At 71.1% G+C, this 12,965-nt stretch carries 17 protein-coding genes; 14 read left to right on the forward strand and 3 right to left on the reverse strand.

The window, feature by feature from the left end; genetic code table 11:
* Positions 1-364: 364 nt before the first annotated feature.
* The 3 genes from VM889_08780 to VM889_08790 all read left to right on the forward strand — a co-directional run bounded on the left by VM889_08780 (position 365) and on the right by VM889_08790 (position 2,420).
* Positions 365-907: a SipW-dependent-type signal peptide-containing protein gene (locus tag VM889_08780; protein ID HVL48636.1), complete on the forward strand. Its 543-nt coding sequence runs from the start codon at positions 365-367 to the stop codon at positions 905-907.
* A 146-nt stretch (positions 908-1,053) separates the two neighbouring features.
* On the forward strand, positions 1,054-1,614 hold the full coding sequence (locus VM889_08785) for a signal peptidase I (GenBank protein HVL48637.1): 561 nt from the start codon (positions 1,054-1,056) through the stop codon (positions 1,612-1,614).
* Positions 1,611-2,420: a hypothetical protein gene (locus VM889_08790; GenBank protein ID HVL48638.1), complete on the forward strand. Its 810-nt coding sequence runs from the start codon at positions 1,611-1,613 to the stop codon at positions 2,418-2,420. Before VM889_08785 ends, VM889_08790 begins: the two co-directional genes overlap by 4 nt.
* On the opposite strand, the gene VM889_08795 is transcribed toward VM889_08790, so the two are convergent.
* Entirely contained in the window at positions 2,421-3,161 is a 741-nt protein-coding gene (locus VM889_08795; protein ID HVL48639.1) for an SDR family oxidoreductase, read from the reverse strand.
* 113 nt (positions 3,162-3,274) lie between these two features.
* Between VM889_08795 and VM889_08800 the strand changes: the two genes are divergently transcribed.
* The 4 genes from VM889_08800 to VM889_08815 are packed head-to-tail and all read left to right on the forward strand — an operon-like array spanning position 3,275 to position 6,041.
* On the forward strand, positions 3,275-3,898 hold the full coding sequence (locus tag VM889_08800) for a hypothetical protein (GenBank protein ID HVL48640.1): 624 nt from the start codon (positions 3,275-3,277) through the stop codon (positions 3,896-3,898).
* A 31-nt stretch (positions 3,899-3,929) separates the two neighbouring features.
* A complete protein-coding gene (gene mce / locus VM889_08805; protein ID HVL48641.1) occupies positions 3,930-4,349 on the forward strand; it encodes a methylmalonyl-CoA epimerase in 420 nt (139 codons plus the stop codon).
* A 53-nt stretch (positions 4,350-4,402) separates the two neighbouring features.
* Positions 4,403-5,320 (forward strand): helix-turn-helix domain-containing protein, encoded by a 918-nt coding sequence (locus VM889_08810; protein ID HVL48642.1) that lies wholly within the window; start codon positions 4,403-4,405, stop codon positions 5,318-5,320.
* 4 nt (positions 5,321-5,324) lie between these two features.
* Complete coding sequence (locus VM889_08815; protein HVL48643.1) at positions 5,325-6,041, forward strand: biotin--[acetyl-CoA-carboxylase] ligase; 717 nt, start codon at positions 5,325-5,327, stop codon at positions 6,039-6,041.
* 122 nt (positions 6,042-6,163) lie between these two features.
* On the opposite strand, the gene VM889_08820 is transcribed toward VM889_08815, so the two are convergent.
* Both VM889_08820 and VM889_08825 read right to left on the reverse strand, forming a co-directional pair.
* Positions 6,164-6,409, reverse strand: a complete 246-nt coding sequence (locus tag VM889_08820; GenBank protein ID HVL48644.1) for a hypothetical protein — start codon at positions 6,407-6,409, stop codon at positions 6,164-6,166.
* Between the two features lie 257 nt (positions 6,410-6,666).
* Positions 6,667-7,989, reverse strand: a complete 1,323-nt coding sequence (locus VM889_08825; GenBank protein ID HVL48645.1) for a helix-turn-helix domain-containing protein — start codon at positions 7,987-7,989, stop codon at positions 6,667-6,669.
* A gap of 199 nt (positions 7,990-8,188) precedes the next feature.
* Between VM889_08825 and ccmA the strand changes: the two genes are divergently transcribed.
* The 7 genes from ccmA to VM889_08860 form a co-directional block, all read left to right on the forward strand.
* Entirely contained in the window at positions 8,189-8,845 is a 657-nt protein-coding gene (gene ccmA, locus VM889_08830) for a heme ABC exporter ATP-binding protein CcmA (GenBank protein HVL48646.1), read from the forward strand.
* A complete protein-coding gene (locus VM889_08835; GenBank protein ID HVL48647.1) occupies positions 8,842-9,504 on the forward strand; it encodes a heme exporter protein CcmB in 663 nt (220 codons plus the stop codon). Before ccmA ends, VM889_08835 begins: the two co-directional genes overlap by 4 nt.
* A complete protein-coding gene (ccsA, locus tag VM889_08840; GenBank protein HVL48648.1) occupies positions 9,501-10,169 on the forward strand; it encodes a cytochrome c biogenesis protein CcsA in 669 nt (222 codons plus the stop codon). Before VM889_08835 ends, ccsA begins: the two co-directional genes overlap by 4 nt.
* Positions 10,170-10,172: 3 nt before the next feature.
* Positions 10,173-10,343, forward strand: a complete 171-nt coding sequence (locus tag VM889_08845; GenBank protein ID HVL48649.1) for a CcmD family protein — start codon at positions 10,173-10,175, stop codon at positions 10,341-10,343.
* 7 nt (positions 10,344-10,350) lie between these two features.
* Positions 10,351-10,752 (forward strand): cytochrome c maturation protein CcmE, encoded by a 402-nt coding sequence (locus VM889_08850; GenBank protein ID HVL48650.1) that lies wholly within the window; start codon positions 10,351-10,353, stop codon positions 10,750-10,752.
* Positions 10,753-10,813: 61 nt separating this feature from the next.
* Positions 10,814-12,511 carry a hypothetical protein gene (locus VM889_08855; protein HVL48651.1) on the forward strand — a complete coding sequence of 566 codons (1,698 nt, stop codon included), beginning with the start codon at positions 10,814-10,816 and terminating at the stop codon, positions 12,509-12,511.
* A 60-nt stretch (positions 12,512-12,571) separates the two neighbouring features.
* Positions 12,572-12,965 (forward strand): hypothetical protein (locus tag VM889_08860; GenBank protein HVL48652.1); only part of this gene is annotated, 394 nt, incomplete at its 3' end.

Consider the following 12,965-nt stretch of genomic DNA (forward strand, 5'->3'; position numbering starts at 1 on the left):
GGATAAGGGTTGGCGGCCTGGACAGCTTGCCCTTCACCGGAGGGAAGAGGAAGTCCTCAACCGGGATGGGCACCTCATAGGGGGTTTCTGTGGATGCGAAGGGGTCGCGCGGTCACGACGCGCCGGGGGGAGCGTCGAGGCCGGTCGAACCGGTCCTGTCGGGGTGCACCCCCTCCCCGGTGGGGGCCCTGACAAGGACCGATCAACAAGTGACTCCAAGGGGACCTGACCGGACCCGGACGCACATGTCTGTGACCGACGGAATCGACCCGACCTGGTCAAGGTTCATCTGGTCCCAGCGCATGCTCGGAACTCGGAGCCGTTCGGGAGTTTCCCCGTCCGGACCCACGAGGAGGCAGTCAACATGAACTACAAGATCCTGGCCAGCCTGCTGTTGATCGGCGTCGCGAGCGCGTCCGTCGGGTACGGAACCTACGCGGTCTTCACCGCGGAGGAGTCCTCCCCGGACAACCTGTTCTCGACGGGTACGCTCACCCTGAGCACGACCTCGGGAACGGGCAACGTCGACGCCTTCATCGGCGGCGGCAACTTCGCGCCCGGCGACACGGCCTCGGGCACGCTCAAGTTCGTGAACACCGGCTCGATCAAGACGGGCGACGCCGAGGGCCACGAAGTGGCGCTCAAGATCACGTTCTCGAACACCTACCAGGCGCTCGCCGAGAAGATCCAGATCACCTCGATGAGCTACGGCGGCACCCCGATCACGGGCTACGCGAACCTCTGGGCCCTCAACGGCCAGACGCTCACGCTCGCCGACCCCGGCGCGGGCGACGGCAAGACGCTCGCAATCGCGGTCAAGTTCGACTCGACGGCGGGCAACGACCTCCAGGGCAAGGACAACAAGCTGGGCCTCAGCGTCGTCCTGACGCAGGTCCTCCCGTCGTGAAGCGCCTGAATGCCCCGGCCGCCCCCAGGACGGCCGGGTTTCCCTTTCCACGGTGACCCGAGATGAGCGAGAGCGAGACTCCGACACCCGCCCCGGCCGACGCGCCGGCCCCCCGGTTCGCGGACCGGGCCCGGGCCGCCCGCGCCGTGGCCGCGCGCGCCGCGACGTCGCGGGGCGCGAAGGGGGCGGGCGTCGCGATCCTCGCGGTGCTGCTCGTTCCGGGTCTCCTCTACGCCTTCCCGACGCTCACGGGATCGAGCGGCGCGTTCCTCGTCCTCTCGGGGAGCATGGAGCCGACGCTCGCGGCGGGCGACGTCATCTTCGTCGGCCCGCCGACGGCCGTCGCGGTGGGCGACGTGATCACCTTCCAACCCTTCCCGGCCGCGAAGACGCTCGTCACGCACCGCGTGGTCGAGATCCTCGAATCCGACGCTGGCCCGCGCTACCGCACGCGCGGCGACGCGAACACGGGCGACGACCCGTGGCTCCTCGCGCCTTCTCAGATCATCGGCGAGTACCGCTTCGACATCCCGTACTGGGGACTCGCCTTCGGCGTCCTGAAGTCGAAGATCGGTTTCGTCGTCCTCATCCTGGTTCCGGCCGCGATCATCATCGGCCGCGAGTTCGTGAAGCTCTACCGGGAGCTCGACGCGATGGACCGCGCGCGCCAGGCCCGCAAGGCCGCGGCGAAGGAGGAGTCGCCATGAAGCCGCGCCTCCACGCCCTCTATGTCATCGTCGCGACGCTCTCGCTCGTCGCGGGCGTCGGCGCGCCGATGCTTCTCGGATCGACGACCTACGCGGCGGTTTCGGCCTCGGGGTCGGCTTCGGCAACGTTCCGCGTCGACATCCCGACCGAACGGGAATGCGCCATCTGGGCCGGCGCCGACCTCGAGATCCGCGGCTCGCGCAACCGCTTCGACCAGTGCGCCCACGCGAACGACGACGTCTTCCTCCGGGGCGGCGACCAGCGGTTCCGGGGCAGCGTCCGGTACGTCGATGCGATCGACTCCAACAACAACGGGCACGTCCTCGAGCGCGGGGCCGACAAGGTCGCCGCCGCCCCGGCGCCCGTCTCCCTCGCGCTCGCCGACTACGCGCCCGGCGGTCGCGCCGCCATTGCGGCGGGCTCGAGCTACCATCTCCGCAACAGCTCCGCGGTCATCGATGCCGGGGCGCTCGCCGCGGGCCTCCATTACGTCGACGGCGACGTGGTCGTCCGCGGTGCCCAGAGCGCGGTCGCCGTCACCCTCGTCGCGAAGGGCCGCATCACGATCGAATCCCACGACCTCCGTCTCACGCCGTTCGTGGACGGCCTCGTCCTCGGCGCCTGGCGCGCCTCGGGCAACGCGATCGAGGTCCAGTCGGACCGGGGCGTCTACGACGGTCTCCTCTACGCCGCCTCCGCGAACCTCCAGGTGGCGGGCGGCGCGGACGGCAACACGTTCTCGGGCAAGCTCGTCGCGGGGCAGAACGTCGCGATCAACGGGGACGACAACGTCGTCGCGGTCTGATCACGGGTCCGCGAGGAAGTCGAGCGCGCGCAGCACGCGACCCGTCGTGCTGCCGGACTCTTTGGACGCGAGGTGCAGGAAGACGCCCGTCACGTCGTGCGGCTTGAGCGGAACGCCCGGCGACATCCTCGTGTCGACGACGCCCGGATTCACGCAGTTCACGCGCTGCGGCAGCTCCGCCGCGAGAACGCGCGTGAGTCCTTCCACCGCGTACTTCGCGAGGCTGTACGGCGCGTACTCGGGGAGCGGCCCGTCGGGGTCCGAGTGTCCGTCCTCGCGGAACGCGCCGAAGCGACCGGGTCCGCGCGCGAGGCCGGTCGTGACCAGGATGATGCTCCCGTCCTTCGACATGCGGGGGGCCGCGGCGCGCACCGTGAGGAACGATCCCTTGACGTTCACGTCGAAGGCGTCGTCCCATTCCTGCTCCGATGCGTCGATGAGGCGCTTCGAAATGACGTTCGCGCCCGCGTCCGCGACCAGGATGTCGAGGCGGCCGAAGGCCGCATGGGCCGCCTCGACGGCGGCCTCGAGGTCCTTCGGCTCCCGGACATCGCCCGCGACGGCGACCGCTCGGCCGCCCGCCGCCTCGATGGCCTTCGCGGTCTCCTCCACCTCGCGCAGCGTGCGCGAGAAGACCACGACGCCCGCGCCCGCCTGGGAAAAGGCCTCCGCGACCGCGCGGCCGATCCCGCGGCCGCCGCCCGTCACGAGCGCCGCCTTTCCCTGGAGGATGCGTTCCATGGGCCGCCCGAAGGGAGAACCCCATCATGAGCCTGCCGCCGACGCGTCTCCGGGGGGCGGGGGCGAGGTGCGTTGTCCGCAACCTTAAGCGGGGACGGCGCCTAGCGCGAAGCATGCTCGACCAGGCCTTCCGCGACGATCTCGAGCGCGGCTTCCAGGACGTGTTCCACGCGGTCCGCGACGATGCGGTGCGCGACGCGCGGCGCCTGCTCGATCTCGCGGGCGGCGACCGTCGCCGCGCGGTCCTCCTGTCGCGCGCGTGGGCCGCCTCGCGGTTGTGGTGGCCCTACGTCCGCGCGACGGGCCTTTTCGGCCGGCGCACGCGCCCCGCCCAGGAAGCGGTCGTGCACGTCGTCCTCGTCGTGGACCATCTGCACGGCCACGAGCCGTCCGAGGAGGAGGCGCGCGCCCAGGTCACGCGCGTGCTCGATTCCGCGTTCGACGTCGGCGACCTCAAGGACAACCTGCGCCGCGACACGGTCGAAGGCGCGAAGTTCGCGTGGGCCGCGCCTCTCCTCGCGCCGCTCCTCGACCCGCGCCGGGCCTGGCGCCTGGTCACGCGCACGCCCTTCTGGTTCAAGCTCGCGGTCGCGGGGCTCATCGCCGCCATCGCCGCGAGCATCCCTGTCGCGACGGGGGTGAGCATCGCCGTCGGCGCCGACCGCGAAGCGGTGCGGGCGCTGCGGGCGCGCGTCATCGACATCCAGCCCGTGAAGCGCGGCGAGCCCAGCCGGTAAGCCTCAAGGCCGGGGCCCGCCATCGCCGTCCATGCGCGTCCTGCGCGTCGACCATCTGGGCATCGCCGTCGCCGACATCGCGAAGGCGAAGCGCGTGTACGAGGACATCCTCGGGCTGAAGCTCACGCACGAGGAGGTCGTCGCCGACCAGGGCGTGAAGACGTACTTCTATCCGATCGCGGGCCTCAAGCTCGAGCTCCTCGAATCCATCGATCCCGAAGGCGCCATCGCGCGCTTCATCGAGAAGCGGGGCCAGGGCCTCCAGCACGTCGCGGTCGAGGTGGAGGACATCGAGGAGGCGCTTGCGGAGCTCGCGGCGAAAGGCGTCCCGCTCATCGACAAGGTGCCCCGGAAGGGTGTCGAGAACTCGCGCATCGCGTTCGTCCATCCGAAGGCGACCGAGGGCGTCCTCCTGGAGCTTGTCGAGCTGCCCCACCCCGTGACCGATTGAGTTTCTACTCCGCCAAGTGAAACTTTATGGCGCGGGACCGGCTTCCCGCGGCCATGCAGACGGATGCGCGCGGCGCGGCCTCCACCCCGCCGGACGAGCGGCAGTTCCTCCTCGGCTTCGGCCTCACGAAGTACGAGACGGACGCGTACCTCGCGCTCCTCGGCCAGGGCATCGCCGATGCGAAGTCGCTCTCGCGCCTCTCCGGCGTGCCGACGTCGAAGATCTACGAGACCATGGCGCGCCTCGAAGGCCTCGGGCTCATCGAGGTCCAGGCAACACGCCCGCGCAAATTCATGGCCCGCGAGCTGGGCGAGGCGCTCGAAGGCCTCAAGGAGCTGAAGCGGCGCGAGTTCGAAGGGCTCGTCAAGTCGCTTCCCGCGCTCGAAGGTCGTCTCCGAGCGCGCGCCCGCACGCCGCAGCGCGACTCCGCGTTCTGGTCCGTCGCGGTCTCGTGGCGCGATTTCGCGGCGAAGCATCTCGCGCGCGCCGCCGAAGCGAAGCGCGAATACGTGGTCTACATCGATCTCTCGGGCCACTTCGGCTCCCTCCTCGCGGTCATGCGCGGGCTCGGAGAGGCCCCGCGCGAGTTCGAGGGGGCCGTGGAGCAGCTCACCGGCATGATCACGGCGATCCGCCGGAACCTCACGTCGAAGAGCATTCCGTTCCGCATCCTCGTGGGCGCGGGCCCCGGCGACGAGGAGGCCGCCCGCGCCTGGATCGCGTCGCTTGCGCGCCCCGAGATGTTCGGCCGCTTCCGCCTCGCCGAGCCGGGCCGCCCGCAGTTCCACATCATCGACCGCGAAAGCGTGATCCTCATCCTCGCGAACCCAGCCCGGCCCGCCGAAGGTCTCGGGTCGGTGTACGTGCAGGACCCGACGCTCGCGCGCGAGATCTCGAAATCCTTCGACGAGCTGTGGGAGCGCGCGCGTCCCATCGTCGCTGAGGCTGCGAAGGCGCGGCGCGGGAAGTGAGCGCGTGCGCTGGCGCGTCGAGCGCGTCGCCCAGTGCGCAAGCACGAACGACGTCGTGCGCGAGCGCGCGGCGTCGGGCGAGCCGGAAGGCCTCGTGCTCGTCGCGGCGCGCCAGACCGCGGGCCGTGGCCGCGCGGGCCGCGCGTGGACGTCGCCCGCGGGCGGTCTGTGGGTCTCGATCCTCGCGCGCCCCCGGCGCGCGAGCGAATCGTGGCCCCTCCTCTCCCTCCTCGCCGCGAACGCCGTCGCGGAGGCGTGCCGGCAGGAGGCGGACCTCGAAGCGCGCGTCAAGTGGCCGAACGACGTGCTCGCGCCCGACGGCCGGAAGCTTGCGGGCATCCTCGCGGAGTCGCGACCGCCCGATTTCGCGATCCTCGGCCTGGGCGTGAACGTCGCCGTCGATCCGGGCGCGTTTCCGGCCGAGGCTCGAGCCGCGTCGCTTGCCGACCTCGCCGCGAAGCCGGTCGCAGTCGACGCGTTCCTCGACGCGCTTCTCGACGCGCTCGCGCCGCGACTCGAGGCCTTCGAACGCGGCGACGATGCGGCCCTCCTCGCGGAGGCCCGCGCGAGATCGGCGACCCTCGGGCGCCGCATCCGGACGCAGGACGGGCGCTCCGGCTACGCGGTGGACATCGATGACGCGGGGCACCTCCTGTTGAGGGACGATGCCGGCCGCTCCATCACGCTCGTCGCGGACGACGTGCACCTGGAACGGGAATGAGAAGGAGCGGCGCGGGCGTCGGGCCCGCGCCGGGAGGTGCGCCGCCGGTACGGCGTGGCGGCTCGAGGGTCCGGGTCGTGAGGGCGACCCGGTCGCTTCGTTCGCGACCCTCGGTCGAAGGCTCAACGAAGCTCGGGAAGTCCGCGGATGTCGGTTGCGGGCTTCACCGTCGCGATCGTGGGCGCCCGCCCGAACACGGGCTCCCGGATCGCGAAGTACGCATCCAACGCCTCGGTCACGGCGTCGGAGATCTGCTTCCCCGTCAGCACTTTCATGGAATGGAGGCGCACGTGGTAGTGCACGGGGATCTTCACCTTCACTTCCTTGACTCGATCGCTTGCGCTAAGTTCGTTGTCGGTGTTCAGCACTCAGATTCCTCCCCCGAGGAATTCAACCCGAAGGTTGTGCCCGTGAGGGCCTACCTACCTGCGTTTCCGGTCAACATAAGGCTTGCGCGGACGGCCCAGCTTGTTTCGGGAAAGTCGGCGAAATGACGGCTAATATTGACCTGTCGGGTTGACTTATCTCGCCCTCGGATGGAACGGGGAGGGTTCCATGGCCGCGCGGGAGCGAGATGAGCCTTCTCGTGTCGAAGCGGCGGCAGGGACCATCGCGGGGACACGGGTCAGTCCGGGGACGCGAGGTGTCGCGTCACGAGCTTCAGCTCGGCCGCCACGAGGCTCTTGTGGGCCGCGTTCGTCGAGATGCCGAGCGTCGCCGCGACGCGGGCGAGCGTGGTCGCGCGCGGCGTGCGGTAGTAACCCAGCGCGTGCGCGACCCGCAGCACCTGCTCCTGCCGCGTCGTCATGGGTTCGTCCCACGCCCCGGCGAGCGGAGGCAGGTCGAGGGTTCCGGCGCGCAATCCGAGGAGACGGGTCCGCGACGAAGCAAGGTGGGCCGCGCCTTCCGCAAGGCGCGCTTCGAGGTCGGCGCGGCCGGTCGGCTCGATGAGGACGAGCCGGAGGGTGAGCACCCCGCCCATGAGGACGGAGGGTCTTGCGAAGCTCTCGGCGCCGAAGGCGGCCGCGCATCGCGCATGGTCATCGGGCTCGGCGGCGCGGATCGTCAACATCGCGTGGCGCGGGCTTTCGGCGACGCGTTCGGCCCCTCCGGGCTTCCACGCCTCGAAGAACGCGGCCCGGGCCTCCGGCGTTCCCTCCACGAGAATGCGGGAGGACATCACGCCCCCCGCCTCGCCGAGCGGGTGCAGGACGACCCGCACGTCCGGGTGGTCCCGCGTCGCGGCGCCGAGCGCGTCGCCGCAGGCTTCGATCCGGGCATGGACCTCGACGGACGTTCCCTGCCCCGCTCGCGCCCGCGCGCGCGAGGGCGGCGGCGCAGCCGGCGACGCCACCCATGCCTCGACGATCGCGCGCTCGGCGGCGACGAGGCGCTTGTGAAGCGGACTCGTGGTGAGACCGACGTGGCGGGCGATGGTTTCGAGCTTGGCGGTCTTCGGCGTCGCGTAATAGCCGAACGCGTGCGCGACGCGCAGGAGCGCCTCGTCGTCGGCTTCGAGCATGTCGTCCCGCGAACCGAACGCTCTCAGAGGCTCGGGCTCGACCTTGAGAACCCGGAAGGAGCCGTGACCCGCGCGTTCGCAGGCCGATTGCGCCGCGACCAGGACGTCCCGCGTCGATCGCCCTGGAGGTGCCACGAGCGTCGCCCTCGCTCGCCCCGCCTGGTGGACGAGCGGATCGAGAAAGACGTCGCCGCGAAACTCCTCGAGGATCGCGAGAGCCGGACGAAGGCCGATCTCCCGGGCGACTTCCCGCGCATGGCCGATCCGGAATGTCGTCGCTCCCGACCGCGAGGACACTGTTTCGACGCGGATGTCGTGGGCCAGTCCCTTCAGGGCGCGGGCGACCGCGTCCGCGGCCTCGGGGGGGCCGAAGGTCGTGACGACGCTTTCGAGCTTGTCGCCTCCGCCGTCGCCGAGCAGGCGCACAAGGACCCGCGCCCGCGGATGCGCCGCTGAGACGCGCGCGAGAGCGGCCGCCCCGTCCTCGACGTCGAAGACGATGCCCGTGACCGTGCGACCAAGCCTCCGGGCCTTGAAACGTCCGGATCACCTTGAAGACTTCGCGCCCCGCCGGGCAACACGTCACCCGCCGAACCCTTAAGTCAGCGCCCACCGGTCCGCGGGCGTGCTCGTCTTCGAGGACGTGACGCGACGCTTCGGCCGAGCGACGGCCCTCGAGGGCGTGACGCTCGCGTTCGACGCGAAGACGACGACGGCGCTCCTCGGGCCGAACGGGTCCGGCAAGACCACGCTCCTGAGGCTTGCGGCGGCCCTGGACCGACCCAGCCGCGGCGCCGTCCGTCTCGACGGTCGGGACCTGCGCGAGGACGCCGCGTCGCGCGCCCGCATCGGCTACGCGGGGCACGATGCCGCGCTCTACGACGCGCTCACGGCGCTCGAGAACGTCGCCTTCCGCGCAAAGCTCCTCGGGCGGAACCGCGCCGGGGCCGAGGCCGCCTCCGCCCTCGACCTTGCGGGATTCCCCGCGCGCGGCCGCGATCTTGCGGCAGGCGCCCTCTCGCGAGGTCAGCGTCAGCGCGTCGCGCTCGCGCGGGCTTTCGTCGGCGAGCCCGACATCGTCCTGCTCGACGAGCCGCACGCGGGCCTCGACGAAGACGGCGCGGCGGCGCTCGACCGCGCCCTCGCGGGCCTTGCCGCGCGGGGCGCGACGGTCCTCGTCGCGACGCATGACGCGCCGAGGCTCGGCGCGCTCGTCGATCGCGCCGTCGCGCTCGAGCGCGGCCGCGTGGCTCGCGACGAGCCCCGGAGGAACGCGCCATGAGGGCGGCGTTCCTGGTGGCCGCGAAGGACCTTCGCGTCGAAGGCCGCACGCGCGATCTCGTGAACGCGATGCTGCTCCTCGCCCTCCTCGTCCTCGCGGTCGGGCTCGTCGCCTACCACGACCTCCACGAGCGCGCCGTCGTGGCGTCCGGCGTGCTCTGGACGGCGGTGGTCTTCGCGAGCGCCCTCGCCTCCGCGCGGTCGTTCGCGAACGAGCGCGACCGGGGTACGCTCGACGTCCTCCTCGGGGCGCCCGCCGACCGCGGCGACATCTTCCTGGGGAAGACGATCGCCCACGCGACGCTCCTCCTTGCGGTCGAAACGGCTGTGCTGCCGCTCTACGCGTGGCTTTCCCCGGACCTCGGCGGCGTCGCGCTCGGGACGCTCGCGGTCATCGCCGTCCTCGCGACGGTGGGGCTTGCGGCCGCGGCGACCATCCTTGCGGCCGTCGCGACGGCGGCTCGAGCGCGGGAAGCGCTCGTTCCCGTGCTCCTGCTTCCCGTCGCGATGCCGGTCGTCATCTCCGCCATCCATGCGACGACGGCCGCGTTCGAAGGCGCGGGACTTTCGGAGGTCGCGGGTGAAGCAGCCTTATTGGCCGGGTTCGCCATCATCGTCCTCGCCCTCGGATGGTATCTCTTCGAGGAGGTCGTCGCATGAACGGGCGGACAGTCCTCGTCGCCGTCGCCGTCGTCGCGATGCTCGCGCACGTCGTCCTCGCGCTCGTCGTCGCCCCTCAGGCGAAGGGCTTCGTCGCGCCGGTGACGCAGCGCATCTTCTACTTCCACGTTCCATCCGCATGGATCGGATACCTCGCCTTCGCGGTCACGGCCTTCGCGAGCGCCCGCTTCCTCCACGCGCCCGCCGCGCGCTGGGACCACCTCGCCCGGTCGAGCGCGGAGGTCGGTACCGTGTTCAGCGTGGTCGCGCTCGTCACAGGCCTCGCATGGAGCCGGCTCGAGTTCGCAGGCTACGATCCGTTCACGGACGCGAAGGTCATCACGCTCGTCGTGCTCATCCTCGCGTATCTCGCTTACCTCTCGTTGAGGGCGGGCGTCGCCGACGACGATCGACGTGGCCGTCTCGCGGCCGTCTTCGGGCTCCTCGCCGTCGTGGGCGTGCCGCTCTCCTACCTCGCCTCGAGCGTCAGCATCCATCCCGACTTCACGCGGCCGGGATCCGGCCTGGACCCGGGCCTCGGCATCTACCTTGGCTTCGGCGTTGTCGCGTTCACGCTCCTCTACGCGGCCCTCGCCGCCCTCCGTTACGATCTTGCCGTCCTCGAGGCGCGCCTCGTCGCGGCCTCCGAAACCCTGGAGAGATGACATTTGGCCGACGACCTCCTGACGTTCGCGTTCGCCTTCTCCGCCGTGTGGATCGCCCTGGGAGCGTACCTTGTGCGGCTCCACCGCCTTTCGGAGCGCCTCGCGCGGGAGATCGCGCACCTCGAAGATGCCGCGAGAACGTCCGGGGAAAGCCCAAGTACGCGGAAGGAGTGAGCGACGCGTGCGCCGCGCCGCGAAGCTCGCCATTGTGCTCCTCCTCGTCGCCGCAGGGGGCGCTCTCGCCCTCATCGGGGTCGCGCCCCAGGAGCTGAAGTCGGTCGCGACGCTCGTGGACGACCCGGAGCCCTGGATCGGTCGCGACGTGGGTCTCAAGGCGACCGTGCGCGAGGGAAGCCTTGTGCGCGCCAACGGCACCGTCGCGTTCGACGTCGTGGGCGACCACCGCGTGCTTCCGGTCCGATGGGCGTCCCACCACGCGGTCCCCGAGCACGACGCGGGCGGGACCCTCGAGGGCCGCACCGTCGTCGTCGAGGGGCGGCTCGCGCGCGACGGGGCGGGCGCGCTCGTCTTCCTCGCCCACGACATGCAGGTCGGGTGCGCGTCCAAGTACGAGCCTGCGTGAGCCGACCTCCCCGGGAATGGTTTAAGGCGCGGACGGGCCACTCGCACGCCGGAGGCTTCCCGTGCGCCCATTCGTCGCGCTCCTCGTCGTCCTTGCGCTCCTCGCGAGTCCCCTCGCCGTCGCCCGCCCGCACGAGACCCGCATGGGAATCGAGGCGGAGGAGAACGACCGGCTCGCGCTCGACGCGCGGGGCCAGGCGAATTGCGTTACCACGGCCGTCGCGCGCTTGACCGACGACGCGCGGTGTCCCGTCGCGTCCACGGGCGGCCCCCATCCCGCGACCGGCATCCTCGTTCTCGACGCCCTCTTCGAGACGCACGGGGGCGTGCGTCGTCCCGCGAGCCTCGCCGAAGATCCTCGCGCATCGCGCCCTTCCTACTATGAAGGCACAAACCTCCACCGCTCGACGGACGGCCTCGCGCCCGACATCCTTGTCCCCGGCCCACATGACGTGTGGGCGTGGTTCGGGTTCTGGGAGGACCTTGACGGCGACCGCCTCGCCGAGTACAAGACCGTTTCCGCCTCCTCGGCGAGCCCCTTCACGTCGGAAACAATCGCGACCGACAACGAATGGCTCCGCAAGGACGGCGCGCGCGTCATCGCTTTCATCGAGCCCGGGAGCCACCCGCAGGTGGGCGACGCGCACAGGCCCGCATCCTACGAACCCGACGCCATCCTCACGCCGGCCACCGCGGGCAATCCGCTCTACGAATCGCAGGAGACGTTTGTCGTCATCCACGTCGACGGTTCGCTCTTCCAGGTCGTGGAACTGCGGGTCGTGACCGACCCGCGCTTCGACCACACGCCCACGGCCGAGTCGTTCGTGGATATCGATCGGCACGCGACGGCCGCGGCCGGCCCCGTCGAGGCGCTCTATGCCGGAACGGCGGCCCCCTTCGTGAACGCGCTCGGAAGCCCGAGCCTCGGCTACATGCCGAATGGAGGCCGCGCGGGACCCGTCCCCTTCGACGGCACCCCGCTTGCCGAACCGAGCGCGGACCTATACGGCGCCGTCTGGGCCCCCTACGGCCGCGAATGGGCCGACGCGAGCGGATCCACGTCCGCCGGGCGCCACGCGGCGCACGTCGCGGACTACGAGGCGTGGATCGATCTTCTCGCTTACCACACCCCCGCGGGCCCCGTGACCTCGACCGCCTACACGGGCCCAGGTCCGCTCCCGGGACGCGCCTCAGACGGCAGCCACGCGACGGCGCCCGGTTTCGTCACGTTCGATCTATGGGTCGGATTCTGGAAGGATCTCGACGGAGACGGTTACATCGGCCGCGCCAACCCTGAGGATCCGCACGAGGGCGGCGCGCGCCCGATGCCGGATCGCTACGTGGGCTCGAACGGCGAGTGGCTCGGCGTGAACCCTGGAGCTCGCCCCGGCGGTGGCGGATGGCGGATCGTCCTCACACCTGAGCGCGACTGGGGTCCCGCGGGGGTCTTCGTCGCGCGGAACACGGACGTCTTTACGATCGCAAACTCCCGAGGCGACGTTTGCCCGCCCGGCCTCCCCTGCCTGCCGAACGGCGGCCTCCGGCGGGTCAGCGGGAACGACGCCGTCGTCATCGAATCGCGAGCGTTCGGCAATGGCCGACTCGCGAGCGATTACGTGCTCTTCCCGCAGGGCACGCTCGACGTCCCGTTCACCGCGTGCACAGAGCCCATTCCCGTGGCGACCAGCCTGACGCCCGAGCCGAAAAGCGGCCTCGTGCGCGACTGCGACGTCATCGGAAGCCTCGTGCTGCCGGCGTGACGCGAGCGACGGAGCGGCGCTTCCCCGCATCGCTTAAGGAGCGTCGGACTTCGGCCGACCATGCGACCGCGCTTCCCGGGTCGACGCATCGCCCTCGGCGCCGTCGCCGCCGTCGCCATCTCCCGGGCGTGGGTCTACGTCTTCTCGAGCGCCGATGCGGGAGACCCTGAAGGCACGGTGATCGGGCAGGTGGTCGCGATCAACGGGTTCCACGTGCATCACGCCTACTTCGGCGCCGCGCTCCTCGCCCTCGCCGTCGCGCGGCTCCTCGCGCGCCCCGACGCCTACACGGCTCTTGCGACGGGGTTCGGCGCAGGCCTCGTGCTCGACGAGGTCGGCCTCATCCTGAGCGGCTTCACGAGCTACTGGGAGCTCCAGTCGGTCGCGACGAGCGCCGCGAGCCTCGTCCTCTTCGTCGCGGGCATGGTCGTCCTCGAGGCCCGGACGGCCCCCC

Source organism: Candidatus Thermoplasmatota archaeon, assembly GCA_035540375.1.
Classification (GTDB): Archaea; Thermoplasmatota; SW-10-69-26; order JACQPN01; family JAJPHT01; genus DATLGO01.

What these genes read in the sequence shown, in the direction of transcription:
- VM889_08780 (HVL48636.1), top strand. Translation starts at nt 365, where the DNA reads ATGAACTACAAGATCCTGGCCAGCCTGCTGTTGATCGGCGTCGCGAGC.
- VM889_08790 (HVL48638.1), top strand. Translation starts at nt 1,611, where the DNA reads ATGAAGCCGCGCCTCCACGCCCTCTATGTCATCGTCGCGACGCTCTCG.
- VM889_08795 (HVL48639.1), bottom strand. Translation starts at nt 3,161, where the DNA reads ATGGAACGCATCCTCCAGGGAAAGGCGGCGCTCGTGACGGGCGGCGGC.
- VM889_08800 (HVL48640.1), top strand. Translation starts at nt 3,275, where the DNA reads ATGCTCGACCAGGCCTTCCGCGACGATCTCGAGCGCGGCTTCCAGGAC.
- mce (HVL48641.1), top strand. Translation starts at nt 3,930, where the DNA reads ATGCGCGTCCTGCGCGTCGACCATCTGGGCATCGCCGTCGCCGACATC.
- VM889_08810 (HVL48642.1), top strand. Translation starts at nt 4,403, where the DNA reads ATGCAGACGGATGCGCGCGGCGCGGCCTCCACCCCGCCGGACGAGCGG.
- VM889_08835 (HVL48647.1), top strand. Translation starts at nt 8,842, where the DNA reads ATGAGGGCGGCGTTCCTGGTGGCCGCGAAGGACCTTCGCGTCGAAGGC.
- ccsA (HVL48648.1), top strand. Translation starts at nt 9,501, where the DNA reads ATGAACGGGCGGACAGTCCTCGTCGCCGTCGCCGTCGTCGCGATGCTC.